The sequence below is a fragment of the Nocardia thraciensis genome (assembly GCF_054782435.1).
Window position 1 is genome coordinate 256,586 of the sequence record NZ_BAAGSM010000039.1, and the last position, 26,704, is coordinate 283,289.

The following is a 26,704-nucleotide window of genomic DNA, read 5'->3' on the forward strand; positions in this document are numbered from 1 at the left end:
TTGCCGGCCATCGAGATCGAACCGATGGGACCGGCCGATATCGCCCGCTGTGCCGAACTGGAGAAACTGCTGTTCCCCGAGGACGACCCGTGGCCGGAGGTGGCGTTCGAGTCCGAACTCGCGGGTGCGCACAACCGGTATCTGGTGGCCCGCGAGGAATCCGGGCGCATGGTCGGCTACGCCGGGATCGCGCTGCTGGGCCCCGCCACCCACCCCGAGGCCGAGATCCACACCATCGGAGTCGATCCGACCCTGCACCGCGGTGGCATCGGGACGCTGCTGCTGCGCGCGCTGCTGGCCGAGGCCGGAAAGCGCGGCGGTCCGGTATTTCTCGAGGTGCGGACGGACAACGCGCCCGCGATCGCGCTCTACGAGAAGCACGGCTTCCACATCATCGGCCTGCGGAAGAGCTACTACCAGCCCAGCGGGGCCGACGCGTTCACCATGCGCCGTCCGGCGGTGACCGGATATCCGCACCCGGGCGCCTCGCACAGTTCAGAGGTCCTGTCATGATCGTCATGGGCATCGAAAGTTCGTGTGACGAAACCGGAATCGGCATCGTCCGGTGGCATCCCGACGGCCCGGAGGGCAAGGGCCGCTGCGAGCTGCTCGCCGATGAGGTCGCCTCCAGCGTCGATCAGCACGCCCGCTTCGGCGGCGTGGTCCCGGAGATCGCCTCGCGCGCGCACCTGGAGGCGGTGGTGCCCGCGATGCGGCGGGCGCTGTCGACCGCCGGTGTGACCCGTCCCGACGCGCTCGCCGTGACCATCGGCCCCGGCCTGGCCGGGGCGCTGCTGGTGGGGGTGGCGGCGGCGAAAGCCTATGCGGCGGCCTGGGATATCCCGTTCTACGCGCTGAACCACCTCGGTGGCCATGTCGCCGTGGACACCCTCGAACACGGCCCGATGCCACCGTGCGTGGCGCTGCTGGTGTCCGGCGGCCACACGCATCTGCTGCATGTCACGGATCTGGCCGAACCGATCGTGGAACTGGGCAGCACGGTCGACGACGCGGCGGGGGAGGCCTTCGACAAGGTGGCGCGCCTGCTGGGCCTGGGCTTCCCGGGCGGCCCGGCGCTGGATGCCGCGGCGGCGCACGGTGATCCGACCGCCATCCTGTTCCCCCGCGGTATGACCGGTCCGCGTGACGCGCGCTACGACTTTTCGTTCTCGGGCCTGAAGACCGCGGTCGCCCGCTATGTCGAGGCCGCCCAGCGCGCGGGTACCGAGCTGCCGATCCCGGATATCGCGGCATCGTTCCAGGAGTCCGTCGCCGACGTGCTCACCAGCAAGGCCGTGCGCGCCGCCCAGGACGTCGGCGTGGACACGCTGGTGCTCGGCGGCGGCGCCACCGCGAATTCCCGCATCCGCTCGATGGCCGAGGACCGCTGCGCCGCGGCCGGTCTCACGCTGCGCGTGCCCAAGCCCCGGCTGTGCACCGACAACGGCGTCATGATCGCGGCTCTCGGCGCCCACGTGATCGCCGGCGGCGCCAAGCCCTCCACCCTGACCGTAGCCACCGACCCGGCCCTCCCGGTCTCCACCAGCCAACTCCGCTAACCCACCTCACCGGACTGCGGGTGGAGAGGTGGTCAGTCGGCTGGTTGTACGGGCGCCATGCCCGCGGAACCCGAGTTCGCCTTCGGCAGTACGGGGCGGTTGGGGGAAGGGCTGGGGGTGGGAGACGCATTGCGGGGGGCGGTGGTTTCGGGCGTGGTGGTGCCCATCAGGGGGCCGAACAGGCGCGGCAGGTCGGGGAGCGGAATCTGCGGCAGGTTCGGGTCCGGGCGCAGCGGCGGCGCCGTTGTGGTGGCGGTGGTCTGGTTGGCGGTGCTGGTCGGCAGCTGGCCGGATTCCGAGGGCGAGGACGGGGCGGAGCTACCGGCGGGCTGTCGCCCCGGCTGAGTCTGGCCCGGCTGGGTCTGTCCGGCGGTGGTGGTGGAGCCGCTCGGCGTGGGAGTCGGCGTCGCCGGGGTGGTGAGCTGCGCGGTATCGCTGGTGCCCACGGGGCTGACGTCGTGCCCGTCGGCCGGGACCAGTTCCTTGATGCCGTAGCCGACCACCAGGCCCACCACCACGACCGCACCGGCCAGCGTGCCGATCAGTTTGGTGAAGGTGCCGGTGGAGGCGTCGGAGCCCAGGCTGATCACCGGGAAGGCGGACGGCTGTGCCGAATCCGCGACCAGCGCGGCGCCTTTCGCCGTCGCGGCCTCGGGCTCGGGCACGGTGAGCACCGGAATGTCGAGTAGTTCGTCCAGACCGGCGACGACGGTGGGGATGTTCGCGCCGCCGCCGATCACGGCGACCGCCTCGGGCAGCTTCGGTGCGCGGGCGAACACCGCGGCGGCGAACACCGCGGCCTCGCGCACCAGGTCCGCGATCAGCTCCTCGAAGTCGGCGCGGGTCAGCTTCAGCGGCTGGCCCGCGACATGGTCGATGGTGACGGCCGGGGCGATGGACAGATGTTCCTTGGCCGCCCGGCTGCGGTTGATCAGCATGCCGCGATTGGGGCGGGTGCCGCGGCGGGCGAAATGGCAGTCCAGCAGGTGGTGGTAGATGAGTTCGTCGACGGCGGTGCCGCTGAGGGCGGTGGTGCGCTCGGAGCGCAGCGTGGTGTCGTCGGCCAGGTCCGCCACGGTGACGGTCATGCCCGAGGCGCCCAGGTCGACGATCGAGACCGTCTCGTACCGGTCGAGCAGGCCGGTGTGGCGCAGATACGTGAGGGCGGCGGTGCTTTCGGGGATGAGCTGGACGTCGCGGCGCTGGCGGCCGATCGCCGATCGGATCGCGACGGCCTGTTCCCGATCGCGGTAGGCGACCGCGATCGCCCCCGGCGGCCCGGCGGCGGTCTCGGGGTGCGGGGCCGGGAGCCCGGCGGTGTGCGCGCCGACGGGGTGCACGACGTCGCGGGTGGGCATCTGGGTCGTCATCAGTTCTATCGATGACGCCACCAGATCACCGAGATCGGAATGTGCGGCGTCCGCCGACACGACCCGATAGTCGAAGCTTTGAGCGCCGTTCGGAGCGGTGGCGACCAGCGCCGAGCACACCACTTCGTTCCCGGCGGAGATGCCGAGGGATGTTCGCATGTTCACCTCCCTTCGAGCGGATGGTCACGGTGTCGCCGACCATCTCGAACGGACAGCACGGGCGTCGGCATGGATGGCGTCCGACCCGAGCAGTGCATCCGGCCGGGCCCTCATCCGTTCGGGTGTCGGGCCGGCCTACGATCACTTGCGGTCTTGCTCTCGTCTCAGGCGTGCGCGATGGTCTTCGCGCGGGTGGGGTGAAGCGGTTGTGTCGAGCTCGGCGGATCACGTGACAGAGCGCTACCGGCACGGTGTGGGTCGGGCAGGACGACATCACGGAGCCGTCGTCCATACTGTCACAATCCGTTATCCGAACGTTACAGATTTCGAAGATGAATTGCCACGCCTTTGGGCGTGTTGCAAACGTCGCGTCGACAACAGGGTTCGGCACTACCCAGCCTTGAGCGCTGGCACTCACGTGTATAGAGTGCTAGGTGGCACCGCGGATGTTGCTCAGGTGCCAGCTACGACTGCTGAGCAGGGGTCCCGGCACCCGCGACGACGGGGCTATGCACAGGGTCGACACCATGACCGAAACCGTGAGTCCGGGGAACCGCCCCGGACGCGACGAATCCCCTGAAAGTGGAGGGCTCAACGTGGCGAGCGTGAACATCAAGCCGCTCGAGGACAAGATCCTCGTCCAGGCCAACGAGGCCGAGACGACGACCGCCTCCGGCCTGGTCATCCCCGACACGGCGAAGGAAAAGCCCCAGGAGGGCACCGTCGTCGCCGTCGGCCCCGGCCGGTGGGATGACGAGGGCGAGAAGCGCATTCCGCTGGACGTCAAGGAAGGCGACGTCGTCATCTACTCGAAGTACGGCGGCACCGAGATCAAGTACAACGGCGAGGAGTACCTGATCCTCTCGGCGCGCGACCTGCTGGCGGTCGTCGACAAGTGACCGCGCCCCCGGCGCAGGCCGGGAACGAGTTGTAGACGACAGAGCCCCGGTTCCCCTGAGCGGGGCCGGGGCAATGTCGTTTTCCGCCTGGAATCCAAGGAAAAGGACTTATGGCAAAGCAGATCGAGTTCGACGAGAAGGCTCGCCGGGCGATGGAACGCGGCGTCGACAAGCTTGCCGACGCCGTGAAGGTCACGCTGGGCCCGCGCGGTCGGCACGTGGTGCTGGCCAAGGCTTTCGGTGGTCCGACGGTGACCAACGACGGCGTGACCATCGCCCGCGACATCGACCTCGAGGACCCCTTCGAGAACCTGGGCGCGCAGCTGGTCAAGAGCGTCGCCACCAAGACCAACGACGTCGCGGGCGACGGCACGACCACCGCCACCGTGCTGGCCCAGGCACTGGTCAAGGGCGGCCTGAAGAATATCGCCGCGGGCGCCAACCCGATCGCACTGGGCGCGGGCATCAGCAAGGCCGCCGACGCGGTCTCCGAGGCCCTGCTGGCGGCCGCCGAGCCGGTCTCCAGCGAGTCGGCGATCGCACAGGTCGCCACCGTGTCCTCGCGCGACGAGGAGATCGGCGAGATGGTTGGCAAGGCGCTGACCACCGTCGGCAAGGACGGCGTGGTCACGGTGGAGGAATCCTCCCTGGTGAGCACCGACCTCGTGGTCACCGAGGGCGTGCAGTTCGACAAGGGTTACCTGTCGGGCTACTTCGTCACCGACCACGACAAGCAGGAGGCGGTGTACGAGGATGCCCTCATCCTGCTGCACCGGGAGAAGATCTCCTCGCTGCCGGACCTGCTGCCGCTGCTGGAGAAGATCGCCGAATCGGGTAAGCCGGTCGTGATCATCGCCGAGGACGTCGAGGGCGAGGCGCTGTCCACCCTGGTCGTCAACGCGATCCGCAAGACGCTCAAGGTCGTCGCGGTCAAGGCGCCGTTCTTCGGCGACCGCCGCAAGGCCTTCCTGGACGATCTGGCCACCGTCACCGGTGGCACCGTGATCAACCCGGATCTGGGCATCAACCTGCGCGAGGCCGGGCTGGACCTGCTGGGCAAGGCGCGGCGCGTGGTCGTCTCCAAGGACGACACCACGATCGTCGACGGTGCGGGCACCCAGGACGCCATCGATGCGCGCGTCGCCCAGCTGCGGGCCGAGATCGAGGCTACCGATTCCGACTGGGATCGCGAGAAGCTGGAGGAGCGGCTGGCGAAGCTGTCCGGCGGCGTCGCGGTGATCCGCGTCGGCGCGGCCACGGAGACCGCGCTGAAGGAGCGCAAGTACCGCGTCGAGGATGCGGTGAACGCGGCCAAGGCGGCCATCGAGGAGGGCATCGTGCCCGGCGGTGGCTCCGCGCTGGTGCAGGCGGCGGCCAAGCTGGTCGAGCTGCGCGACTCGCTGTCGGGCGACCAGGCCATCGGCGTCGAGGTGGTGCGCAAGGCGCTGCAGGCGCCGCTGTACTGGATCGCCAGCAACGCCGGCGTCGACGGCGCCGTCGTGGTCAGCAAGGTCTCCGAGGGCAAGGACGGCTTCAACGCCGCCACCCTCACCTACGGCGACCTGGTGACCGACGGTGTCGTGGATCCGGTCAAGGTGACCCGTTCGGCGGTGCTGAACGCCGCCTCGGTCGCGCGCATGGTGCTCACCACCGAGAGCGCCGTGGTCGACAAGCCCGCCGAGGAGGACGAGCACGACCACCACGGCCACTCGCACTGAGCGCACGAACAAAAAGCGGGCCGTTCACATCTCGGATGTGAACGGCCCGTTCGTATTTCGGAGCAGGTTCAGAGGTGGGCGGTGGAGTCGGTCCCGTCGTGGTTGCGGGTGACTCGATGGGGGTGGCGGGCGGCCGCCGCGGGAGCCTGGTCCTCGGCGATGGCGGCCAGCAGTCGATCACGGAGTGAGGCGGGCGGCGGTTCGGCCGACGCCGAGGAGAACACGGTGAGAGCTTCTCTGGTTAGCTGCACTTCCCTGTTGAAGTCCGCGCGCAGCCGATCGTCACCCGAGTCGAGTAGCTGTTGCACCGCGCGCTGGTCCTCGTCGCCGATCGATCCGAGCGCGACCGCATGCGCGAGATCGATCTGGCTTTCGTTCATCTCACGTCACTCCCAAACTCTTCTTCAGTCTTGTCAACCCATCGCGGATACGAGACTTGACGGTCGGTAACCCTATGCCGAGATACTCAGCCACTTCCGCATAGGTGCGGCCGCCGAAGTAGGCGAGCGAGATGGCTTCCCGCTGCGTCTGCGTCAGCGTGGCCAGACCCTCCAGTACCGCTTGCTGTTCGAGTCTTCGTCCTACTTCTTCGGTGACCTCGTCGAATTCGTTACCGAGAGCGCTTGCGCCATAAGCGACCTCGCGCTGGGCGTGCGCCTGCTCGGCACGGACGCGGTCGACCGCCCGGCGGTGGGCGAGCGTCATCAGCCAGGTGACCGCCGAACCCTTGGCGGCGTCGAAGTTGGCCGCGGTGCGCCAGATTTGGAGGTAGACCTCCTGGGTCGTCTCCTCCGCGTAGCCGGGGTCGTGTAGAACGCGCAGCACCAGCCCGAAGACCCGGGCGCACGTTCGGTCGTACAGCTCGGCGAATGCCTGCTGATCCGATCGCCCACAGCGCACGAGAAGCGCGGCTAGTTCGATACTTTCGGCTACGCGTGCCGTCACCGCAGAGTCTGTGCGGGGTGTCTCCACCCGCTCGTCCCCGTCCCCGACTGCCTGTTGGAACGAGTCGCCCTCTGCGGCCGGCGGCCGCGTTGTCACAACGCTCCATTCTGTGTCATCGGCCACTACCGTAGCGTGCCGCTATGACCTCCTCTCGGGTGGGGTGTCGGCAAACCGGCTGCGGCTCAGCGGGTTTCGGACATTCCTCGACACGCCGGGGAAGTCTTGGCGAGACACGCCGTGACACGCCGAGAAATCTGCGAAACGCTGTGCCCGAACAGAACGCCTCCATCGGACCGGACCGTGTACACCGGGACCGCAGGTGGCAAGGCTTCTGGCCATCTCGCGGCAGGCTGATCGGCGGTGACCGGACGGGCCTGCGCGCCTGTGTCGGTGTTCACCGGCCGGTAGCTCAGTGGCCGGGTGTTTGCTAGGCATTCGGCGCACCGCGCGATCCGGATGGGAGGAATTTCGGAGTGCGCCCGTCGACGCCGGTCGGGCCGGTTCAGACGGCGACGCGGCGGCGGTTGCGCCGCGCGTGCATCTCGCGCTCGGTCTCCGACATCCCGCCCCAGATCCCGTACGGCTCGCTGACCTTCAGCGCGTGGCTGCGGCACTGCATGAGGACCGGGCAGGTGCGGCAGATCTCCTTGGCGCGCAGTTCGCGCTGCGCGCGGGCGCGGCCGCGTTCACCATCGGGGTGAAAGAAGACGGCGGAGTCCACGCCACGGCACGAACCGCGCATCTGCCAATCCCAGATGTCGGCGTTCGGACCGGGGAGGTGAGTGGGCATGGGCATGGTGAACTCCTAGTGGTGCGAGCTCGTCGGCGTTGTCGAGCGGTGCTTGTCAGCAGCGGACTGTCCGGACCCGGGCGCGGCGGGCCGGATGAGACCTCGCCGAGATCGGGCTCGGACCGTGTCGCCGGAGGCCCGGCGATCGCAGTTCGTGGTCGCCGCGATTTCGCACGGCGCCGACGACGGCGATGACGTACGTTAGGACGCGCGGCGAAATCCAGTCAATAGTTTGTCCGCCGCCGATTTCAATACCGGCGGATCTCAGATTTAACCTTCCTGCTATTTACATCCGGCGCACCGATAGCGATACTGATCGGTTGGCTGAGTTGACGGTGTCCCGGTGAAAGCTGTGATATCTCATAAACGAGCTGGTCATAGACATCTTATCGATGAATGAGGGTGTCCCGCTCATTGCGGGTCGAGTCTGTGGTATGTGACGGGTAACACGGTTTCGATGAATGTTCACGAACCCGGATGGCTGTGCCGAGGCGTCCAGGTTAATTATCCGAAAAGCATACGAATTCCGGACATACGTGCTGGGCGATAGCGGCCCCGGTTTTACGAGATGGAAACACTTGCGTGGCTTTCTTCATGCTGAACGGTTGCTCGCGGTTCGTTGCGGCGGCGCGATCGGGGCGGTACGCGGCCGGATAGGGTGCGCCGGTGGAACAGTTTTCCGCGGTGTCCGCACGATGGCCGTCCGTGCGCGCGACAGTGTTCGCCGAGGCCGCCTTCGGCGCCCGCCCCGGGATCGCCGCTGCCGAATTGCCCGCCGCCGCCACCGCCCCCGAATCCTGGTTGCGCGCACTCGTCCTGGGTGGCCAGGGCCGCTATGCCGCCGCCCGCGCCGAACTGCGGCGCACCCACCGCGGCGGTCGCGATCCGGTACTGCGCGCGCTGGCCGTGAGCACCGAGGCCTCGCTGCTGCGCCAGCTCGGGTGGCATGCGCGGGCCGCCGTCGCGGACGGCCGGGCGGTGGCACTGCTGCTGCCGGACCCGCACGCGGCGGCCGATCCGATGCGTGCGGAGGCCATTTGCGACGGGTTGACCGGGCTGGCCGCCGATGCGCTGGGGACCGCCCGGCCGAATCTAGCCGCTCGGCTGCTGGGACGTTGCCGGGCATATCTGCCCGCCCGTTCCGAGGGGCAGCGCCCGCTGCTGCGCTGGCACTGGGTGGCGGCCGAGACCGCGCTCGCCGCTCCGGGATCGGACGTGATCGCCGAGCCGGCGCTGCGGCACGCCGAGACCGCGCTGGCGATCGCCGAGGACGGCCCCTCGGTCCGACACCGGGTCAAGTCCCGTCTACTGGTCGCCGCGGCGGCCGCGGCCGCCGGAGATCTCGACCGATCGCGCGAACTGGCCGCGACGGTGTCCGCGCAGTGCCGCGAGTACGAGTTGCTGCCGCTGCGGTGGGCCTGCGCGATGCTTCGTTCGGGGGTCGCCGCGGGGCCCGAGGCCGAGCGAGCGGCGGCCGAGGCGAGGGCGTGCGCGAAGGACCTTGCTGGTCGGGGCGGTCTGCTGCGGTAGTTGCGGGGCTTGCGGGCAACCGCTGATCCCCGTGTTGCCCGGCCCACAAAGGGAAGCCGCTATTGTTGGACGCGTTCCGCCGACCGGCGGAAGCACTGGTCACGAACCGACCGTGCCACTTGTAACGCCAGGAATATCTCTGACGATGACGAACACGGGCGAGGAGTTGGACGCCGCCGTCGCTGCCGCAGGGCAGGGCGATCGTTCGGCTTTAGCCCAGGTACTGGAGATCATCCGCCCGTTGGTAGTTCGCTACTGCCGTGCGCGGATCGGATCCGCGGAGCGTGGGCAGCTCTCCGCGGACGACGTTGCGCAGGAGGTCTGTCTGGCTGTGATGACGGCCCTGCCTCGTTATCAGGATCAGGGTCGGCCGTTCATGGCTTTCGTGTACGGAATCGCTTCGCACAAGGTCGCCGACGCCCATCGTAATGCCGCCCGTAACAAGGCGGATGCGATGGCCGAAGTACCAGATGTCATATCCACCGATCAGGGGCCGGAGCAGCGCGCTCTCGATTCCGAAACGACCCGGCAGATGAACAGTTTGCTGGCGACGCTTCCGGAGAAGCATCGAGAGATCCTGATCCTGCGTTTGGTCATGGGTCTGTCAGCAGAAGAAACTGCTGTCGCCGTGGGCAGTACGGCGGGAGCTATACGGGTAGCCCAGCACCGGGCGCTCGCGAAACTGAAGTCACAAGTGGCGAGGGCAGGTGAAATGTATGGCTAGGGATGGCGAGCGCGGTCGGGGCGACTGGAAGGCGCGGCTTGGATCGCACAGCAGCGATCCCTACGCCGAGGCATCCGGTGATACGGGGCCGGTCGACATCGCCGCGGTACGCCGCGACGATGCTCTGATCGACGCCATCGCCGGTGACGGGGCAGTAACGACGGACAGCGCCGAGGAATATCAGCTCGCGACCTTGCTCGCGAACTGGCGGGCGGAGATCGTCGACGAACCGTTGCCGGCCGGGCCGGACCTGGATGCTGTTGTCGCGTCGGTCAATCAAGAGATCGGTGCGCGGCAGGCGAGGGTTAACGTCAATCGGCGAAGCCATTTGCGGCTGATCCGTCCCATCATGGGTGCGGCCGCCGCACTCGCCCTGATCATGGGCGGTATGACGGCGTTCTCCTACAGCGCGCAGCCCGGCGATCCGCTGTGGCGGGTCAAGGAGGTGGTGTTCAGCCAGCAGGCGCAGACCACCATCGCCCAGCGTGCCGAGGACGATATGACCAAGGCGGCGACCCTCATGGAGCAGGGCCGCCCGGAACAGGCGAAGGCGCTGCTGGCGAGCGCGAGCAACACCGCCACCCAGGTGAGCGACGACCAGCGCAAGAACGAGCTGGATCGGCGCTGGAACGAGCTGTGGGCGCAGCTGAATACGGTTGCCCCGGATATCGCCGCGTCTCTGACGCCGCCCACTCCGCCGAAGTCGACCGGACGGCCGACCCCGACCACGGAGGTCCCCACCACCGGGTGGCCGACCAGCGGCGCGACCAAGCCCAGCACGACCGTGGATCCGCGCATGGCTCCCGTCGACCCACGCGAGACGGAACCGGGCGGGCCGGGCGGCACCAAGCCGGGCACCACCCTGCCCACGACGCCCTCGCTGCCGACCACCGGACGGCCGACCACCCTGCCGCAGACGCAGGACCCGCCGACCAACGAACCCCCCGCCGGGCCGAGCACCATCGGCTCGACGGGGGTGTCGATCCCGGAGATTCCGACGCAGCACACCCTGCCGGATCAACCCACCTTCCGCCCGACGCAGCCATCGGCCGGATCGCCCAGCATCGGGTCGCCGAGTATCGGCATCGTGCCGGGAGGTTCGGTGCCCGGCGGTATCCGGTAGCGGATTCGGGTACTTCGGCCGTGCGGGCGTGAACGCACAACACATCAACCGATCGCCGACCGGCGGTCGGTTTGTTCTTTCTGCACGCGGGATCGGGCTGTCGCCCGCATGCCGGGATCAGGCCTCGAAGCCCTCGAACCCGTCGCCGTGCAGCGCCTCGTTCATCGACGCGTCCGCATACCCGCGGCAGTAGTCCCACGTGACGTAGGCTTCCGGGGTCGGGTCGTACGCGGGCTCGTGCGGGCGCACCGTGCCGTCGACCAGCAGTTGAAGCAGGTTGGCGCGCAACATATCCCAATCGTGGTAATGATCCTGCCGACAGTCCTCACAGCTGACCACGAGCCCGCGGATGCCGCGGTGCGCCAGTAGCGCCTCGTAGACCGCGAGGTCGGCGAGATCCTCTTCGACCGCTAGCCGCTCGTGAGGATCCAGCGGCTCCCCCGGCTCGATGGCATCGAGCGCGGCCGACGGGTCGGAGGGGTCTCCGGCGAACGGATCCGGCGGCAGGCCAGGTGGTAGATGGTCACGCACAATCCCACGGTACGCAGAACAGGGGTGCCTGCGCCAGCGCTGGGATGAAGTTTTGGCCGTGTCCGATGCCGCCACCGCGGATGTCTCCGGCCTACGTTGCCTGTATGACTCGGTTTTTCGCAACCCACGGTGGTGCGTCGACCGCTATCGCGTCATGTATCGCAGTTGCTCGAGGTTGTCGGCGTGTCGCATTCGAACGGTGTGGCGGAGACAACTGCGCCGAGTCGCGTGGCCGTTCGATTTGCGCGGTCGATACCATGGACGGAACAGGTGCCGGGTATCGATCTTCGGCTCCGCCATTCCGCCAGATGTTCGCGGTCCGGGTGGTTCCCCGGTTCGTTGCTTTCGAGGTCCAGGAGGGGTCGATCCGATGAGTAGTCCCGTGATGGGCGAACGCGCCGTCCGCTCACATACGGGTGGTGACGATCCGAACAAGATCGCCATGCTCGGCCTCACGTTCGACGACGTGCTGTTGCTGCCGGCCGCTTCGGATCTGATCCCCAGTTCGGTGGAGACCTCCAGCCGGTTGACCCGTGAGATCACCTTGCGTACCCCGCTGGTGAGTTCGGCGATGGATACCGTCACCGAGGCCCGCATGGCGATCGCGATGGCCCGCTCCGGCGGCATGGGTGTGCTGCATCGCAATCTCGCCGCCGTCGACCAGGCGGCGGCGGTGGAGACGGTCAAGCGGTCCGAGGCGGGCATGGTGACCAATCCGGTGACCTGCCGCCCCAGCGATACGCTCGCCGAGGTCGACGCCATGTGCGCGCGCTACCGCATCTCCGGCCTGCCGGTGGTGGACGAGACGGGCGAGCTGGTGGGCATCATCACCAACCGCGACATGCGTTTCGAGGTCGACCAGGACCGCCGGGTCGAAGAGGTGATGACCAAGGCGCCGCTGATCACCGCGCAGGAGGGCGTGACCGCCGAGGCCGCGCTGGGCCTGCTGCGTCGGCACAAGGTGGAGAAGCTGCCGATCGTGGACGGCAACGGCCGGCTGCGCGGGCTCATCACCGTCAAGGACTTCGTCAAGACCGACCAGTACCCCAACGCCACCAAGGACCGCGACGGTCGGCTGCTCGTCGGTGCGGCGGTCGGCGTCGGCGAGGATTCCTGGTCGCGCGCGATGACCCTGCGCGATGCCGGGGTGGACGTGCTGGTCGTCGACACCGCGCACGGCCACCAGGTGCAGGTGCTGCAGATGGTCTCCAAGCTGAAGAACGAGGTCGGCGACAGCATCCAGGTGGTCGGCGGCAATGTCGCCACCCGCGAGGGCGCGGCCGCACTGGTGGATGCCGGTGTCGACGCGGTCAAGGTGGGCGTCGGGCCCGGCTCCATCTGCACCACCCGCGTGGTCGCCGGGGTGGGCGCGCCGCAGATCACCGCGATCCTCGAGGCCGTCGCCTTCTGCAATCCGGCGGGTGTGCCGGTGATCGCCGACGGCGGCATCCAGTTCTCCGGTGATGTCGCCAAGGCCATCGCGGCGGGCGCGTCGACCGTCATGCTGGGCTCGCTGCTGGCCGGTACCGCGGAGTCCCCCGGCGAGCTGATCCTGGTGGGCGGCAAGCAGTTCAAGAGCTACCGCGGCATGGGTTCGCTGGGCGCCATGCAGGGCCGCGGCCAGGCCAAGTCCTACTCCAAGGACCGCTACTTCCAGGACGACGTGCTGGCCGAGGACAAACTGGTCCCCGAGGGCATCGAGGGCCGCGTCCCCTTCCGCGGCCCCGTCAACCAGGTGATCCACCAACTCGTCGGCGGCCTCCGCGCCGCCATGGGCTACACCGGCGCCCAGTCCATCGCCGACCTGCAGCGCGCCCAGTTCGTCCAGATCACCGCGGCGGGCCTGAAGGAAAGCCACCCCCACGACATCACCATGACCGTCGAGGCCCCGAACTACACGGGCCGCGGCAAAGGCTGACCCCTGCCGCCCTCGTCCCGAGGTCCCCACATACGCTCCCGGGCAATGCGACGCAGGAGCGAGCCGAGCGGGAGCAACCCCGGGCAGCGCGTCTCTGTATCTTGCTGACCCGCCACCCTCCCAACCCGGCCGCGAAGCGAGAGCCAAGCAACAACACCTGGGAGGTTTTCGGCGCGTCTCGAGTTTCGAGGGCCGCTGCGCATGCGACGAAGGAGCAAGCAGCGGCCCTCGAAACTCGAGACACCGGGCGCCGAAAACCCGCCGGAGCGAAGCGGAGGCCAAAAATCCAGCCCCTCTCCCCCCGAAGCTGTGGCTTGTTACGGGAGCTGGGAGTATGGGACCGTCCGCCCGGGGGAATACTGGTCAGGGCACCGTGCTGTGCCGTGCCCGGGGCATGGCACCACACATATGAAGGAGAACAACCAGTGCGCGACATGGTCGAGATCGGCATGGGCCGGACCGCCCGGCGTACCTACGAACTGGACGATGTCGACATCGTTCCGTCGCGGCGCACCCGCTCGTCGAAGCAGGTGTCGCTGGCCTGGCAGCTGGACGCCTACCGATTCGACATCCCGCTGGTGGCGCATCCCACCGATGCGCTGGTGTCCCCGGAATTCGCCATCGAGCTCGGGCGCCTGGGCGGGCTCGGCGTGATCAACGGCGAGGGCCTGTGGGCGCGGCACGCGGATGTGGCCGCGCGGATCGATCAGCTGCTCGAGGTGTCGGAGAAGGAGGGCACCGAGGCGGCGGTGGCGCTGCTGCAGCAGCTGCACGCCGCACCGATGCAGCCGGACCTGCTGGCCGCCGCGGTGGCGCAGGTGCGGGCCGCGGGCGTGACGGTCGCGGTGCGGGTGAGCCCGCAGAATGCCCGCGTGCTCACCCCCGCGCTGGTGCAGGCCGGGATCGACCTGCTGGTCGTGCACGGCACCATCATCTCCGCCGAGCACGTGGGCGGCAGTGTCAACGCGTCGTCCGCGGGGCCCTCCGTGGTTACGCAGGCTGCCGCCTCCGGGACCGTCGCTCCCGACGGCGAGCCGCTGAATCTCAAGACCTTCATCGCCGAACTCGACGTGCCCGTGGTGGCGGGCGGGGTCAGCGATCATCGCACCGCGCTGCACCTGATGCGCACCGGCGCCGCCGGTGTGATCGTCGGCTACGGTTCCACCCCGGGCGCCACCACCACGGGTGAGGTGCTCGGCATCGGTGTGCCGCTGGCGACCGCGATCGCCGACGCCGCCGCCGCCCGCCGCGACTACCTCGACGAGACCGGCGGCCGCTATGTGCATGTCATCGCGGACGGCGACATCGTGTCGTCCGGGCAGCTGGCCAAGGCCATCGCCTGCGGTGCCGACGCGGCCATGCTGGGCGTGCCGCTGGCGCTGGCGCAGGAGGCGCCCGGCCGCGGCTGGTACTGGCCGTCGGCGGCCGCGCACCCGTCGGTGCCGCGCGGCGCGCTGCTGAAGTTCGCCGACGAGGACGAGCGGCCCACGCTGCAGCAGGTGCTCTACGGTCCGTCCAGCGACCCGTGGGGCTCGGTGAATCTCGTTGGCGGCCTGCGCCGCTCGATGGCCAAGGCGGGCTACTGCGAACTCAAGGAGTTCCAGCGGGTCGGCCTGACCGTGCGCTAGAGCGCCTCAAGCGGTGCGGGTTGCAACCGTGTCGCGGAGGAAGCCGCGGATGGCGGTGTTCACCTGGACCGAATGCGTCATGTTCACTGCTTGGCGGGCGCCCTCGATCTCCAGGTAGCGCGACTTCGCCAGGCCGCGGGCCAGGTCCGCGGCGTGGGCGCGGGGGACGCCGGCGCGCATGGGGTGGATCACCAGTGCGGGGCAGGTGATCTCGGGTAGTCGCTCCAGGATCGAATCGCGGCCGAGCAGGCAGCCCGCGGCCAGTTCGGTGGCTTGCGGGTCGCGTGCCAGCCAGCGCTTGGTCCACACCGCGCGGTACCAGGGGTCGTCGCCGATCAGCCACTGCGCGAGATGGTCGGCCAGGGCCCGCCGGACGCCGGGCTCGTGCCACCGGTCCAGGAATCGGCGGGAGGTCTCCAGTTCCTGCGGTGTCGGACCGTGCGCCTCGGTGGAGATGAGGATCAGCGCCGCCACCCGTTCGGGGGCCAGCAGGGCGGTCCGCATGGCGCTGAAGCCGCCCTGCGAGGTGCCGCCGACGACGGCCCGCTCGATGCCCAGCTGGTCCAGCACGGTGAGGGCGTCGCGGGCGGCGGTCCAGTAGGTGAACGGTAGCCCCTTGTCGCGGGTGTGGCCGTGCCCGCGCGCATCCCACGCGACGATGCGGAACTCCGGGGCCAGCGCGGCAACCTGCGACGCGAACATCGTTCGGTCCATGAAGAATTCGTGCCCGAGGAGTACCACCGGGCCGTCGCCGCCACTGTCCTCGTAATGGATCTCGGCATCGATCGCACGGGCGAATGGCACGAGCACGAGGATAGCTGGATCGGACCCGGCGCACGGGCGGGTTGCGGTCGCCGATCCGGCGCGCTCGGTGATCTTCGTGCGAAGTCGAGGTGCTGTCGATTCGCCGGGCAGCGACGTTGTGGCGCAGCGGGATTCATGGGGCGGCTGATTTCCGGACACGCGGTACCAGCGGTACCCCCACGATGTGGGAGCGGGGCTTTCCGGTGCTGGGAAGCGTGGGCCCGCGGCGGCCGGTTCGCCCGGGCACAGGCGGCGGCGACCCGCTCACTAAACTGTGCGCGTGGCAGAAACCCAGCGACCAGTCCTCGTCGTCGACTTCGGGGCGCAGTACGCGCAGCTGATCGCGCGGCGCGTGCGCGAATCCAGCGTCTACTCCGAGGTGGTTCCGCACACCATGACCGTCGAGGAGATCGCCGCGCGCGAGCCGCTGGCGGTCATCCTGTCCGGCGGCCCGTCCAGCGTGTACGCCGAGGGGGCGCCGCAGCTGGATGCGCGGCTGTTCGATCTGAACGTGCCCGTATTCGGCATCTGCTACGGCTTCCAGGCGATGGCGCAGGCGCTCGGCGGCACCGTCGCGCACACCGGCACCCGTGAATACGGGCGCACCGAGCTGAACATCGACGGCGGCGTGCTGCACGGCGGTCTGCCCACCATCCAGCCGGTGTGGATGAGCCACGGCGACGCGGTCACCGACGCGCCGCAGGGCTTCGAGGTCACCGGGACCACCGCGGGCGCCCCCGTGGCGGCGTTCGAGGATCGCGCCCGGCGGCTGGCGGGCGTGCAGTACCACCCGGAGGTGTTGCATTCCCCGCACGGCCAGCAGGTGCTGAGCCGGTTCCTGCACGAGATCGCGGGCATTCCCGGCTCGTGGACCTCGGCCAATATCGTCGACCTGCTGGTGACGCGGGTGCGCGAGCAGATCGGCGACGGGCATGCCATCTGCGCGCTGTCGGGCGGTGTGGATTCGGCGGTCGCGGGCGCGCTGGTGCAGCGTGCCATCGGTGACCGGCTGACCTGCGTGTTCGTCGACCACGGGCTGCTGCGGGCAGGGGAGCGCGAGCAGGTGCAGCGCGATTTCGTCGCCGCGACCGGAGCGAAGCTGATGACCGTCGACGCCGTGGACAAATTCCTCGGTGAGCTGAAGGGCGTCACCGATCCGGAGGACAAGCGGAAGATCATCGGTCGAGAGTTCATCCGTTCCTTCGAGGACGCGGTGGCGCGGATCGTCGAGGAGACCTCGGCCGAGGCCGGGACCGGGTCCGCTCCCGCCGTCGAATACCTGGTGCAGGGCACGCTGTACCCCGATGTGGTGGAGTCCGGCGGCGGCACCGGCACCGCGAACATCAAGAGCCACCACAATGTCGGCGGCCTGCCCGAGGATCTGGAGTTCGAACTCGTCGAGCCGCTGCGGCTGCTGTTCAAGGACGAGGTACGCGCCGTCGGCCGCGAACTCGGGCTGCCGGAGGAAATCGTTGCGCGCCAGCCGTTCCCGGGTCCCGGCCTGGCCATCCGCATCGTCGGCGAGGTCACCCGCGACCGACTCGACACGCTGCGCCAGGCCGACGCCATCGCCCGGGAGGAGCTGACCGCGGCCGGGCTGGACAAGCAGATCTGGCAGTGCCCGGTGGTGCTGCTGGCCGATGTGCGCAGCGTCGGTGTGCAGGGTGACGGACGCACCTACGGGCATCCGATCGTGCTGCGTCCGGTGACCAGCGAGGACGCCATGACCGCCGACTGGACCCGATTGCCGTACGAGGTGCTGGAGCGGATCTCGACGCGGATCACCAACGAGGTGGCGGAGATCAACCGGGTCGTGCTGGATGTGACCAGCAAGCCGCCGGGCACCATCGAGTGGGAGTAGGGGCCGGGCAACAGATTTCATTCGGTTGCAAGGCTGCCGTGGGGTGTCGTGTCGCGGCGGTTCAGGGTTTCGTGTCACTGTGGCGCTCGGTGCTCGGGTGAGTCGCCGGGCCGTACGGCTCGGCACGTGATGGGGAGGTAGCCGATGGCGAAGGAATCCGATCGCTCGAAAGGGCTGTGGACCAGGCCGTTTGCGGGGCTGGCCGCGCTCGGCATGGCGGTGCTGGCGGCTCTGGCCGTGATGTCGACGCCGGGCGTCGAGAGCGCGCCCGGAGCGGCCGAGGCGTCGACGGTGGTGGGCGCGGCCGAGATTCGGCTGGTCGCCGACTCCGTTCCGGATCGGGCGTGGCGGACGTTGCAGCTCATCGACGCGGGGGAGTGGCCCGATGCGGCCAACGCTCCCGGCACCAAGGGCGGCGGCACCTGGAGCAATCGCGAGGGACAGCTGCCCGCCGCGGACGGTGGCGGCGCACCGATCGGTTACAAGGAGTGGGACGTCAATCCCAAGCAGCCGGGGCAATCTCGCGATGCGGAGCGGATTGTCACCGGAAGTGACGGATCGGCCTGGTATACCGGCGATCACTATCGCAGCTTCACCCGGATGCGCTGACTCCGGTTGCGGCAGTAGGGGCTTGGATCCACTCGGATCCAAGCCCCTACTGCTGGTGGCGAATTCAGTGTTTCCTGTTGCGTGGCGAGACCACCAGGGCGATGCCCACCACGATCGCGGCGGCCACCACGATCCAGCCGATCGGGATGATGCTGTGCGCGGGCCACGAGGACGGGCCGATAAAGGCCCACACGCTCACGAGCAGCGCCAGCAGCCCCGCCAGTAGTAGCGAGAAGGACGGTCCTCGACGGGTTTCCGAATTGTCAGCCACGTTTCACCTCCGCATCTCCGGCGTTGACATCGACATCGAGGGTGAGCACCGGGCCGTCGGCGGGTCCGGTGAGTCCCTCGGGGCACTGCACATCGCCCAGATTGGACGTGCAATTCGCCTGCAGCCGCATGGAGTCCGGTATCAGCACTCGGAAGTCGCCCATGCGCACGGACACGTTCACGGTCCTGTTCTCGGTCAGCGCGAGTGTGCGCAGGTCCAGGGTTCCCGAGCCCATGTTCACCCGATAGTCCGGCTCCAGGGCGGCCACCGTGGTCGGGGTCCAGACGTGGTCTCCCATTGCGCCGCGGTCGAATTCGACCGGGCCGACCATCGATGCCAGGATCACGAACCCGGCGAGCGGAGCCAGCACCACCATGAGGCCGTAGCCGCGGCGCAGGAAGGCCCCGACGAGCAGGCCGAGGCCCACCACCGCCAGTGCCACCGCGCCGATGCGGCCCGGGGTCATCCAGTCCACGCCCGCGGCGGCCACGGCGCCGGCGGCGGCCGCGGCCAGCAGGGCCATGCCGATCACCACCGGCGTGAGCCGCGAGCGGGGACGTTTCGGCGGCGGCGCCTGCACGGCGACGGGGCGGTGCGGGGTCGGATCGGGCAGATCCCAGGCCATCGGGGCCACGCCGAGCGGATCCCAGCCGGGCGGGGTAGGACCGGGTCGGAACGGATCGGCCGCGGGCCGCGGGTATTCGACGGTTCGCCCCCCGCCCGATTGCGCCGCTTCGCCATTGCCGGTCGGAGCCGCGAACCCGTCAGCGGAGTCCCGCGAACCCGCAACGGTATCGCCCCCCGAGTTCCCCCGGGCCGCACCGGAGCCCACCGTTTCGGTAGCCGCATCCGCCCGCAGTACGGCGGTGTCTCTGTCGCGCGGGGCGGTGTCGTCCGTTGGGTTCTCTTGGGTGGCACCGGTATTCATGGTGTTGGTGGGTGTGTCGGTTCGCAGTACGGCGGTGTCTCTGTCGCGCGGGGCGGTGTCGTCCGTTGGGTTCTCTTGGGTGGCACCGGTATTCATGGTGTCGGTGGGCGTGTCGGTTCGCAGCACCGCAGTATCGCCGTCGCGTGGAATCACATCGGTGGCTGTATCACCCGGGACACCCGGCGCGACGGTACTGCCGCTCATACCCGGTGTGGTTGTACTGCCGCTCATACCCGGCGCGGCAGCGTCTTTTCTCGGGTCCGGCTCGTAGTGGTCGGGGAGGGTGGTGTAGGGGCCGTACATGGGACCGGCCCAGGGGGATCCGCCGGGGAACATGGTGCCCGGGTAGCCGGTCGAGGCGATGCCGCCGTCGGCGAGCAGCGGGTCGGAGCCTTCGGCGGGCGGCTCGGTCTGGCGTAGATACAGCAGCCACCAGCCTGCCAGCATGAGCGCGAAGCTGATCAGACCGGAGCCGCCGAGGCCGACGCCGACCGGGCCCATGGTGGTGACGGCGATCGCCAGCGCCACGATCAGCACCACCGTCTTGGTCGGCGACTGCGAGCCGTGGCCCTTGCCGAACAGGCCCTCGGTGGCCGAGACCTGGTCCCCGGCCGCGGGCAGCAGCAGCCATGCGGCCAGATACAGCACGATGCCCGCGCCGCCGAAGAGCGACGACACCACGAATGCGACCCGCACCAGCACCGGGTCCACGTTGTAGCGATGCCCGAAACCGGCGGCCACGCCGGCGATCGGACCCTGCCGCGGCAGCCGCACGGGGCGGGTTCGCCACAGATGATGGAGTTGTTCGCTGAAACCCGTCCGGCCGGTCCCGCCGGCCCAGCCGCTCGCTCTGGTCATGGGTTCCATGGTGGCGACCGGCGCGCCCGGACCGCATCCGGGTTCACCCTGAAAAGCGTCCTGAACTCCGGCGCGGCCGGTCGGTGCGCCGCCCCTGAGCCGTGAATGGGGGTGTTTCCCGATGGTCGCCGCCGGTGCCCCGTGCCAGTATCGAAGACATGTACCCGTCCACGCCCGCGTTCGATGCGCGCGGAATTCGCCCGGCGCCGCCCTATCCGCGGCTGCAGCGGCGCTCCGGCGGGCGGGTCGTCGGCGGGGTCGCCGGTGGTATCGCCGACCATCTCGGGGTCGACGTCTTCAAGGTGCGGCTGGCGTTCGTCCTGCTGTCCGCGCTCATGGGCGCGGGCATCGCGGCCTACGCGATGCTGTGGATCTTCACGTCGTCGGGCGGTGACGCCCCGCCGCCGTCGGTCTCGGAGCGGCGGCAGGCGGTCGGCCTGATCCTGCTCGGGCTGGCGCTGGCGGTCTCGATGTCGTGGGTGTTCAGCGGCACCGCCGCCCGGGTGGTGGGGCCGATCATCGTGGTCGCGGTCGGCGCGGCGCTGGTGTGGCGGGAGTTCGACGCGGAGGGTCCGCGATCGATGCTCGGCCTGCCCGCGCGGCCGAGCGTGCTCACCTGGACGCGCATCCTGGCCGGAGCCACGCTGATCGTGGTCGGGCTCGGCGTGGTGGTGCTGGGCCGGATCAACCTTAGCTCCCTGGGCTCCGCGCTCATCGCGGTCGCGGTGACGCTGATCGGCGTCGGGCTGCTGACGGTGCCGCTGTGGCTGCGCATGGTGCGCGCGCTGAACGCCGAGCGCGCCGCGCGCATCCGCAACGAGGAGCGTGAGGAGATCGCCTCACACCTGCACGATTCGGTGCTGCAGACGCTGGCCCTGATCCAGCGGCAGGCGGGCGACCCGCAGGAGGTGCTGCGGCTGGCCCGCGGCCAGGAGCGCGAGCTGCGCAAATGGCTGTTCGAGGATACCGTTCCGGCGCAGTCCAGCCTGGCCGCCGCGCTGCGCACCATCGCGGGCGAGGTGGAGGACCAGTACGGGGTGAAGGTGCCGCCGGTGACCGTCGGCGATGTGTCGATGGATCCGGGCGAGACCGGATTCGGCCTGCCCCGAGAGCATTTCACGGCCCTGCTCGGCGCCACCCGGGAGGCGCTGGTGAACGCCGCCAAGCACGCCGGCGTTCCGACCATCGACCTGTTCGCCGAGGTGGAGCCCCATCAGGTGAGCGTCTTCGTCCGCGACCGCGGCTCCGGCTTCGACCCCGCGGATGTCCCCGCCGACCGCCAGGGCCTGGCCAAATCCATCCGCGCCCGCATCGAGCGTCGCGGCGGCAGCGTGGAGATTCTGTCCACCGCCGGCCGCGGCACCGAGGTCCGGATCATCTTGCCCCGCAACGATTCCGAGGGTCAGGGCAGCGTCAAGGAGGCGGTGGCTGCGGACGATTCGGTGGTCCGGGACCCGGTCGCCCCGGAACGACCACGCCAGAGCGCACACCCGGGCGGATAGGCCGCTCGGGCTCACTCCTCCCAGACGGGGACGAGGGGGAGGCCGAGGTCCGTGCGGGCCGTGTCGACGAGTTGCTGGATCAGGTCGGTCTTGTGGCGGGTGTATTCGAACGGGTCGGAGAGTTCGGCGGCGAGTTTCTGTTTCAGCGCGGCGTAATCAGCGGCCGCGCCGGGATGGGTGCGCAGGAAGTCGCGCAGAATGCGTTCGTTCTGGTCGTTCCAGACCTCGGCGCGCACCACGTGCAGGTGGTGGGTGCGCTGTCCGGAAGCGCCGGTGCGCGGATAGAACAGGCGGTTGCTCATGCCGTTGTCCTCGCGGAGGTAGCCGAGGGCGGCCAGCGTGTGCTCGCGGGAGACGACGGCGTCGAGATCGCTCACCGAGGCCATCAGATCGATGATCGGCTTGGCGGGAAGATCGGGAACCGAGGTGCTGCCCATGTGCTCGATCTCGCGGAAGAGGCCGGGCAGCGCCGTATTCAGTTCGGTGATCGCGGCGCGGGCCTGCCGCGGCCAGTCGGGATCGTAGGAAACCACTCGAATATGCACTCGAGGCATCGTATGACCTGGTTCGCGGCGGACCGGTCTACGGTGTGGTACCGATGGATGGGCGGTGTCGCCCGTCGGTGGTGCCCGAGGTGAGGAGAGCAGTGAGTATCCGGGTCTTTCTGGTCGACGACCACGCCGTGTTCCGGTCCGGCGTGCGGGCGGAATTGAGCCGCGAATCCGATATGGACGTGGTCGGAGAGGCGGGCACCGTGTCCGAGGCCATCGCCGCAATCAAGACGGCCGGACCGGACGTGGTGCTGCTGGACGTGCACATGCCCGACGGCGGCGGGGTGGCGGTGCTGCAGGGCATCGAGGACCAGGGCCCGGTGTGCCTGGCGCTGAGCGTGTCCGACGCCGCCGAGGACGTGATCGCCGTGATCCGCGCCGGTGCCCGCGGATACGTCACCAAGACCATCTCCGGATCCGAACTGGCCGACGGCATCCGCCGCGTCGCGGGCGGCGACGCGGTGTTCAGCCCCCGTCTCGCGGGCTTCGTGCTCGATTCGTTCACCGGCCGTTCGCCCGCCCCCGAGCCGCCGCTCGACCCCGAACTGGACTCGCTGACCCCGCGCGAACTCGAGGTGCTGCGCCTGCTGGCCCGCGGCTATACCTACCGCGAAATCGCTGAAACCCTGTTCATCTCCGTGAAAACCGTGGAAACCCACGCCTCCAACGTGCTCCGCAAGACCCAGCAGTCCAACCGAAACGCCTTGACCCGCTGGGCCCACCGCCGCCGGATCGACTGACTACAGCGCGGCTACGAGGATCACGATCAGGATCAGCAGGCCGATCAACAGGCCCACCGCGATGGCCAGCGGGGCCGCGTTCGGGCCCAGATCGGAGACGTTGAGCCCCAGCTTCTGTTGCGGCGCAGGGGCACTCGGCACGGTGGCGCGGGGCGGGCGCGGCAGCGGGGTGGAGTGCGGGCTGCGCAGTCCCGCGGCCGAGTTGCGGGCCGCCCACGCCGGGATGGTGCCGTCCTCGGTGCGGACGGGGGCACCGAGAATGTAGGGCCCGGTGCCGGGACCGAAAGCGGCGGTGAGGATTTCGTCGCGTGCCTCGGCCATGGTCGGGCGGCGCTGTGGTGCGGGCTCCATCATGTGCAGCAGCGCCGCGGTGAGCGTGCCGCTGCGGCTGGGCGGGATGATCTGCGCCATCGCGGCGCGCTCGACGATCACGTCGCTGTCGTCGGCGAAGCCGTACGGCGGCTGGCCCTCGATCGCGGTGTACAGCGTTGCGCCGAGGGAGAATACATCGCTGGCCTCGGTCGGCCGCGCGCCGCGCGCAACCTCCGGCGGCAGGTAGGCCGGGGTCCCGGTGATCGCGTCGTCCAGCTCGTCGTGCGGGTCTCCGGTGCCGCTCGAGATGCCGAAGTCGCTGAGCTTCACCTTGCCCACCTCGGCGCCGCGGTCGGCGACGAGAATATTGCCCGGCTTGATATCGCGGTGGGTGATTCCGGCGCTGTGCGCGGCGGCCAGCGCGTCGGCGACCTGTGCGCCGATCTGCGCCACCTCGATCGGCGACAGGGTGTCGGCCAGCGCGAGGGCCTTGGCGACGCTGCGCGAGGGTAGGTATTCCATCACCAGCCACGGCTCGCCCGCCTCGAGCACCACGTCGTAGACGGCGACGGCGTGCTCGTGCGACAGCTTCGCGGCGACCCGGCCCTCGTGGACGATCCGGTTGCGAACCGCGGCGGCCTCCTCCTCGCTGAGTCCGGCCGTGGAGAGCACCTGTTTGATGGCGACATCGCGGTCGAGCAGCCGGTCGTGTGCCAACCACACGGCGCCCATGCCGCCGCCGCCCAGCTTCGATTGCAGGCGGTAGCGGCCGGCGACCAGATAGTCGGGGCCGACGAAAGGACGGGCGCGTTCGGTCACGGCGCGAGGATAGCGGAAAACCGTCCTGACTGGCCTGCTTCGGAACTCCGGGATTCGCGCGAGCGCCGCTTGACGTGGCAGGGGGCCGGGGTTCTACTGAAGGTGCGTCGAACGTATATTCGAGTCGTATCGATAGCTGTATCGGTGCTGAGGCGGCGGGTTTCGGTATCGCATCGGCCGGTGGGGTCGCTCGTGCGGGTGCCGCGGCCGGACGGTGGAGTCCACTCGGTGGGAGATAGGTGGTCGAGGATGGATGCGGCTGGAGAAGCGAGGTCCGAGCGGCTGGCGGATCTGCGTCGGCGGATGGCGGCCGTTCCGGCGCGCGGTGCGGGCGCGGTGCCGCGGCCGTCACTGCGCCGGGAGTCGCTGCCGGTGCCGTCGCCGCTGGTGGAGCTGCTTCCGGAGGGTGGTCTGGCGAAGGGTTCGGTGGTCGAGTATGCGGGCTCGGGTTCGCTGCTGACCGGTTTGCTGGCCGCGGTGACCGGCGGTGGCGGGCACGCCGCGGTGGTCGGCCTGCCCCGGCTCGGCCTGCTCGCCGCGGCCGAGATGGGCGCTCAGCTGGGGAGGCTGGCCGTGGTGCCCGATCCCGGGCCGGATCCGGTAGAGATCGCCGCGGTGTTGCTCGATGGTCTGGATCTGGTGGTTCTGGGCCTGGGTGGTCTGTCGGTGCCGCCCGGTCGCACTAGCGTGCTCGCCGCGCGCGCCCGCAGCAAGGGATCCACGCTCGTGGTGACCGGTGGCGCCTGGAGCGGGTCCACGCTGCGCATCGACACCCGCATCGCGGGGTACGACGGCCTGGGTCGCGGCTGTGGCCGCCTGCGCACCCTGCGCCTGGACGTCCGCGTGCGCGGGCGCTCGGCCCCGCCCCGCACGGGTCGTCTCGAGCTGAGTTCCCGGGACGGCCGCGTCGAATGGATTGCGGCGCAGGAGAGTCGGCCGCGGCGGCTGGAGACCGTGCGCGAGGCCGCCTCGTGAACGGCGCCGCCCGATGCGGTTGAAGGCGCGGGACTCGCGGGTGCTGGCGCTGTGGTGCCCGGACTGGCCCGCCGCCGCGGCGGCCGCGATGGCCGATGTCCCGCCCACGCGGCCGGTGGTGGTGGTGCATGCCAATCGGGTGGTGGCGTGTTCGGCCGTGGCGCGGGCCGCGGGCGTGCAGCGCGGGCTCGGGCGGCGGGAGGCACAGGCGCGATGCCCGGGCCTGTTTGTGGCGCAGTCGGATCCGGACCGCGATGGCAGGCTGTTCGAACCGGTGGTGGCGGCCGTGGACGCGACGGTGCCCGGTGTGGAGGTGCTGCGGCCCGGGCTGCTGGTGCTGGCCGCGCGCGGCGCCGCCCGGTTCTTCGGGTCCGAGGAGGCGGCGGCCGAGCGGCTCGTCGACGCGGTCGCCGCGGTCGGGGTGGAGTGTCGGATCGGCATCGCCGACGAACTGTCGACGGCGGTGCTCGCCGCCCGCCGGGCCGCCCTCGTGCCGCCCGGATCCGGTGCACGGTTCCTGGCGCCGCTGCCGGTGGGTGAACTCGCCGTCGAGCCCAGCCTGGCGGCGCCGGAGCGTGCCGATCTGGTGGATCTGCTGCACCGCTTGGGATTACGTCGGATCGGCGACTTCGCCGCGCTGACCCCCGTCGAGGTCGCCTCCCGCTTCGGCGCCGACGCGATTCGCGCACACCGCTGCGCCCGGGCCGAACCCGAGCGGTTGCCGTCCGCGCGCCCGCCCGACCCGGACCTGACGGTGGAGTACCGCTGCGATCCGCCGATCGACCGCGTCGACGCGGCCGCCTTCGCGGGCCGTCTGCTGGCCACCCGGCTGCACGCGCGACTGTCCGCCGCCTCGGTGTCCTGCACGCGCCTGTCGGTGACAGCGGAAACCGCTGCCGGTGAACGACTTTCGAGAATCTGGCGCTGCGCCGAACCGCTCACGCCGGAGGGTACGGCGGACCGGGTGCGCTGGCAGCTCGACGGCTGGCTCACACACCGCGGCGCGGCCCCCACGGCGCCCATCACGCTGCTGCGATTGGAACCGGTGGAGGTGGCGGGGGCGGGCGCCCTGCAACTCGGGCTGTGGGGCGGGGTCGGTGAGGGGGAGGAGCGGGCCCGGCGGGCCCTGGTGCGGGTGCAGGGGCTGCTGGGCGGGGAGGCGGTGCGGATCGGGGTGCTCAGCGGCGGGCGCGGCCCGGTCGAGCGCGTCACCCTGATCGCGCTCGGCGACGAGCAGGTCCCCGTCGCCGATCCGGCGCTGCCCTGGCCCGGGCGACTGCCCGCGCCCGCGCCCGCCGTCGTGCTGGTCAACCACCCCGAGGTGATGCTGGAGACCGCCGACGGCACCCCGGTCTGGATCACCGACCGCGGTCTGTTCACCGCCGATCCGGACAGGCTGCGCTGGGGCGGCAAACACTGGGATGTCACCGGCTGGGCGGGCCCCTGGCTGCTCGACGAGCGCTGGTGGACCGGCGGCGACCGCAGGGTCCGCGCCCAGGTCCTCCTGGACGCCGACGTCAATGTCCTGCTCCTACTCGGCCACAACCAGACCTGGCACGTCGAGGGCCTCTACGAGTAAC

General features: G+C 69.9%; 25 protein-coding genes. 15 read left to right on the forward strand and 10 right to left on the reverse strand.

The features are described from left to right. The first annotated feature begins 24 nt into the window (after positions 1-24). Together rimI and tsaD are read left to right on the forward strand one after the other, a co-directional pair. On the forward strand, positions 25-513 hold the full coding sequence (gene rimI, locus ACYVLQ_RS26005) for a ribosomal protein S18-alanine N-acetyltransferase (RefSeq protein ID WP_460700192.1): 489 nt from the start codon (positions 25-27) through the stop codon (positions 511-513). Continuing rightward, the gene (gene tsaD / locus ACYVLQ_RS26010) at positions 510-1,559 is read left to right on the forward strand and encodes a tRNA (adenosine(37)-N6)-threonylcarbamoyltransferase complex transferase subunit TsaD (RefSeq protein ID WP_460700137.1); all 1,050 of its coding nucleotides are present in this window, start codon (positions 510-512) and stop codon (positions 1,557-1,559) included. Before rimI ends, tsaD begins: the two co-directional genes overlap by 4 nt. A gap of 32 nt (positions 1,560-1,591) precedes the next feature. On the opposite strand, the gene ACYVLQ_RS26015 is transcribed toward tsaD, so the two are convergent. Beyond that, the gene (locus tag ACYVLQ_RS26015; RefSeq protein WP_460700138.1) at positions 1,592-3,088 is read right to left on the reverse strand and encodes an Hsp70 family protein; all 1,497 of its coding nucleotides are present in this window, start codon (positions 3,086-3,088) and stop codon (positions 1,592-1,594) included. Between the two features lie 596 nt (positions 3,089-3,684). Here ACYVLQ_RS26015 and groES point away from each other — a divergent pair. After that, positions 3,685-3,987, forward strand: a complete 303-nt coding sequence (gene groES / locus ACYVLQ_RS26020) for a co-chaperone GroES (RefSeq protein WP_068014759.1) — start codon at positions 3,685-3,687, stop codon at positions 3,985-3,987. A 110-nt stretch (positions 3,988-4,097) separates the two neighbouring features. Then, entirely contained in the window at positions 4,098-5,705 is a 1,608-nt protein-coding gene (groL, locus tag ACYVLQ_RS26025; protein ID WP_460700139.1) for a chaperonin GroEL, read from the forward strand. A 68-nt stretch (positions 5,706-5,773) separates the two neighbouring features. Here the strand turns inward: groL and ACYVLQ_RS26030 are convergent, their stop codons facing one another. From ACYVLQ_RS26030 to ACYVLQ_RS26040, 3 genes are all read right to left on the reverse strand, one after another. Next, positions 5,774-6,085 (reverse strand): RskA family anti-sigma factor, encoded by a 312-nt coding sequence (locus ACYVLQ_RS26030; RefSeq protein ID WP_460700140.1) that lies wholly within the window; start codon positions 6,083-6,085, stop codon positions 5,774-5,776. A gap of 1 nt (position 6,086) precedes the next feature. Next, on the reverse strand, positions 6,087-6,650 hold the full coding sequence (locus tag ACYVLQ_RS26035; RefSeq protein WP_460700141.1) for a sigma-70 family RNA polymerase sigma factor: 564 nt from the start codon (positions 6,648-6,650) through the stop codon (positions 6,087-6,089). 502 nt (positions 6,651-7,152) lie between these two features. After that, positions 7,153-7,446 (reverse strand): WhiB family transcriptional regulator, encoded by a 294-nt coding sequence (locus ACYVLQ_RS26040; RefSeq protein ID WP_460700142.1) that lies wholly within the window; start codon positions 7,444-7,446, stop codon positions 7,153-7,155. 660 nt (positions 7,447-8,106) lie between these two features. Here ACYVLQ_RS26040 and ACYVLQ_RS26045 point away from each other — a divergent pair. The 3 genes from ACYVLQ_RS26045 to ACYVLQ_RS26055 all read left to right on the forward strand — a co-directional run bounded on the left by ACYVLQ_RS26045 (position 8,107) and on the right by ACYVLQ_RS26055 (position 10,817). Then, positions 8,107-8,970, forward strand: coding sequence for a hypothetical protein (locus ACYVLQ_RS26045; RefSeq protein ID WP_460700143.1), 864 nt, complete (start codon positions 8,107-8,109; stop codon positions 8,968-8,970). Between the two features lie 145 nt (positions 8,971-9,115). Then, entirely contained in the window at positions 9,116-9,694 is a 579-nt protein-coding gene (locus ACYVLQ_RS26050; protein WP_460700144.1) for a sigma-70 family RNA polymerase sigma factor, read from the forward strand. Further along, positions 9,687-10,817: an anti-sigma-D factor RsdA gene (locus tag ACYVLQ_RS26055; RefSeq protein WP_460700145.1), complete on the forward strand. Its 1,131-nt coding sequence runs from the start codon at positions 9,687-9,689 to the stop codon at positions 10,815-10,817. Before ACYVLQ_RS26050 ends, ACYVLQ_RS26055 begins: the two co-directional genes overlap by 8 nt. Before the next feature lie 117 nt (positions 10,818-10,934). Here the strand turns inward: ACYVLQ_RS26055 and ACYVLQ_RS26060 are convergent, their stop codons facing one another. Then, the gene (locus tag ACYVLQ_RS26060; RefSeq protein ID WP_068014746.1) at positions 10,935-11,348 is read right to left on the reverse strand and encodes a DUF5319 domain-containing protein; all 414 of its coding nucleotides are present in this window, start codon (positions 11,346-11,348) and stop codon (positions 10,935-10,937) included. Between the two features lie 370 nt (positions 11,349-11,718). On the opposite strand from ACYVLQ_RS26060, the gene guaB reads away from it, so the two are divergent. Further along, positions 11,719-13,266 carry an IMP dehydrogenase gene (guaB, locus tag ACYVLQ_RS26065; RefSeq protein WP_460700146.1) on the forward strand — a complete coding sequence of 516 codons (1,548 nt, stop codon included), beginning with the start codon at positions 11,719-11,721 and terminating at the stop codon, positions 13,264-13,266. 425 nt (positions 13,267-13,691) lie between these two features. Continuing rightward, positions 13,692-14,894, forward strand: coding sequence for an IMP dehydrogenase (locus ACYVLQ_RS26070; protein ID WP_460700147.1), 1,203 nt, complete (start codon positions 13,692-13,694; stop codon positions 14,892-14,894). Between the two features lie 6 nt (positions 14,895-14,900). Here ACYVLQ_RS26070 and ACYVLQ_RS26075 read toward each other — a convergent pair whose 3' ends face one another. Beyond that, positions 14,901-15,698 carry an alpha/beta fold hydrolase gene (locus ACYVLQ_RS26075; protein WP_460700148.1) on the reverse strand — a complete coding sequence of 266 codons (798 nt, stop codon included), beginning with the start codon at positions 15,696-15,698 and terminating at the stop codon, positions 14,901-14,903. Positions 15,699-15,972: 274 nt separating this feature from the next. Here ACYVLQ_RS26075 and guaA point away from each other — a divergent pair, with 274 nt between their 5' ends. Then, positions 15,973-17,559 carry a glutamine-hydrolyzing GMP synthase gene (gene guaA, locus ACYVLQ_RS26080; RefSeq protein ID WP_460700149.1) on the forward strand — a complete coding sequence of 529 codons (1,587 nt, stop codon included), beginning with the start codon at positions 15,973-15,975 and terminating at the stop codon, positions 17,557-17,559. A 144-nt stretch (positions 17,560-17,703) separates the two neighbouring features. Then, positions 17,704-18,168 carry a guanyl-specific ribonuclease gene (locus tag ACYVLQ_RS26085; RefSeq protein WP_460700150.1) on the forward strand — a complete coding sequence of 155 codons (465 nt, stop codon included), beginning with the start codon at positions 17,704-17,706 and terminating at the stop codon, positions 18,166-18,168. 64 nt (positions 18,169-18,232) lie between these two features. On the opposite strand, the gene ACYVLQ_RS26090 is transcribed toward ACYVLQ_RS26085, so the two are convergent. Beyond that, complete coding sequence (locus tag ACYVLQ_RS26090) at positions 18,233-18,439, reverse strand: hypothetical protein (RefSeq protein ID WP_460700151.1); 207 nt, start codon at positions 18,437-18,439, stop codon at positions 18,233-18,235. Beyond that, on the reverse strand, positions 18,432-20,225 hold the full coding sequence (locus ACYVLQ_RS26095; RefSeq protein WP_460700152.1) for a PspC domain-containing protein: 1,794 nt from the start codon (positions 20,223-20,225) through the stop codon (positions 18,432-18,434). Before ACYVLQ_RS26095 ends, ACYVLQ_RS26090 begins: the two co-directional genes overlap by 8 nt. A 158-nt stretch (positions 20,226-20,383) precedes the next feature. Between ACYVLQ_RS26095 and ACYVLQ_RS26100 the strand changes: the two genes are divergently transcribed. Then, entirely contained in the window at positions 20,384-21,727 is a 1,344-nt protein-coding gene (locus ACYVLQ_RS26100) for an ATP-binding protein (protein ID WP_460700153.1), read from the forward strand. 11 nt (positions 21,728-21,738) lie between these two features. Here the strand turns inward: ACYVLQ_RS26100 and ACYVLQ_RS26105 are convergent, their stop codons facing one another. Then, on the reverse strand, positions 21,739-22,272 hold the full coding sequence (locus ACYVLQ_RS26105) for a GrpB family protein (protein WP_460700154.1): 534 nt from the start codon (positions 22,270-22,272) through the stop codon (positions 21,739-21,741). Positions 22,273-22,325: 53 nt separating this feature from the next. Between ACYVLQ_RS26105 and ACYVLQ_RS26110 the strand changes: the two genes are divergently transcribed. Continuing rightward, on the forward strand, positions 22,326-23,018 hold the full coding sequence (locus ACYVLQ_RS26110; RefSeq protein ID WP_460700155.1) for a response regulator: 693 nt from the start codon (positions 22,326-22,328) through the stop codon (positions 23,016-23,018). Here the strand turns inward: ACYVLQ_RS26110 and ACYVLQ_RS26115 are convergent, their stop codons facing one another. Beyond that, positions 23,019-24,149 carry a serine/threonine-protein kinase gene (locus ACYVLQ_RS26115; RefSeq protein WP_460700156.1) on the reverse strand — a complete coding sequence of 377 codons (1,131 nt, stop codon included), beginning with the start codon at positions 24,147-24,149 and terminating at the stop codon, positions 23,019-23,021. 249 nt (positions 24,150-24,398) lie between these two features. Between ACYVLQ_RS26115 and ACYVLQ_RS26120 the strand changes: the two genes are divergently transcribed. Both ACYVLQ_RS26120 and ACYVLQ_RS26125 read left to right on the forward strand, forming a co-directional pair. Then, a complete protein-coding gene (locus ACYVLQ_RS26120; protein WP_460700157.1) occupies positions 24,399-25,124 on the forward strand; it encodes a hypothetical protein in 726 nt (241 codons plus the stop codon). A 13-nt stretch (positions 25,125-25,137) separates the two neighbouring features. Then, positions 25,138-26,703, forward strand: coding sequence for a DNA polymerase Y family protein (locus ACYVLQ_RS26125; RefSeq protein WP_460700158.1), 1,566 nt, complete (start codon positions 25,138-25,140; stop codon positions 26,701-26,703). Position 26,704: the final 1 nt, after the last annotated feature.

Excerpts from the sequence above, each read along its gene's own strand:
- ACYVLQ_RS26055 (WP_460700145.1), top strand. The coding sequence starts at position 9,687 with ATGGCTAGGGATGGCGAGCGCGGTCGGGGCGACTGGAAGGCGCGGCTT.
- ACYVLQ_RS26085 (WP_460700150.1), top strand. The coding sequence starts at position 17,704 with ATGGCGAAGGAATCCGATCGCTCGAAAGGGCTGTGGACCAGGCCGTTT.
- ACYVLQ_RS26125 (WP_460700158.1), top strand. The coding sequence starts at position 25,138 with ATGCGGTTGAAGGCGCGGGACTCGCGGGTGCTGGCGCTGTGGTGCCCG.
- ACYVLQ_RS26100 (WP_460700153.1), top strand. The coding sequence starts at position 20,384 with ATGTACCCGTCCACGCCCGCGTTCGATGCGCGCGGAATTCGCCCGGCG.
- ACYVLQ_RS26110 (WP_460700155.1), top strand. The coding sequence starts at position 22,326 with ATGGATGGGCGGTGTCGCCCGTCGGTGGTGCCCGAGGTGAGGAGAGCA.
- ACYVLQ_RS26120 (WP_460700157.1), top strand. The coding sequence starts at position 24,399 with ATGGATGCGGCTGGAGAAGCGAGGTCCGAGCGGCTGGCGGATCTGCGT.
- ACYVLQ_RS26040 (WP_460700142.1), bottom strand. The coding sequence starts at position 7,446 with ATGCCCATGCCCACTCACCTCCCCGGTCCGAACGCCGACATCTGGGAT.
- ACYVLQ_RS26015 (WP_460700138.1), bottom strand. The coding sequence starts at position 3,088 with ATGCGAACATCCCTCGGCATCTCCGCCGGGAACGAAGTGGTGTGCTCG.
- tsaD (WP_460700137.1), top strand. The coding sequence starts at position 510 with ATGATCGTCATGGGCATCGAAAGTTCGTGTGACGAAACCGGAATCGGC.
- ACYVLQ_RS26030 (WP_460700140.1), bottom strand. The coding sequence starts at position 6,085 with ATGAACGAAAGCCAGATCGATCTCGCGCATGCGGTCGCGCTCGGATCG.
- groL (WP_460700139.1), top strand. The coding sequence starts at position 4,098 with ATGGCAAAGCAGATCGAGTTCGACGAGAAGGCTCGCCGGGCGATGGAA.
- rimI (WP_460700192.1), top strand. The coding sequence starts at position 25 with ATGGGACCGGCCGATATCGCCCGCTGTGCCGAACTGGAGAAACTGCTG.
- ACYVLQ_RS26050 (WP_460700144.1), top strand. The coding sequence starts at position 9,116 with ATGACGAACACGGGCGAGGAGTTGGACGCCGCCGTCGCTGCCGCAGGG.
- guaB (WP_460700146.1), top strand. The coding sequence starts at position 11,719 with ATGAGTAGTCCCGTGATGGGCGAACGCGCCGTCCGCTCACATACGGGT.
- ACYVLQ_RS26095 (WP_460700152.1), bottom strand. The coding sequence starts at position 20,225 with ATGACCAGAGCGAGCGGCTGGGCCGGCGGGACCGGCCGGACGGGTTTC.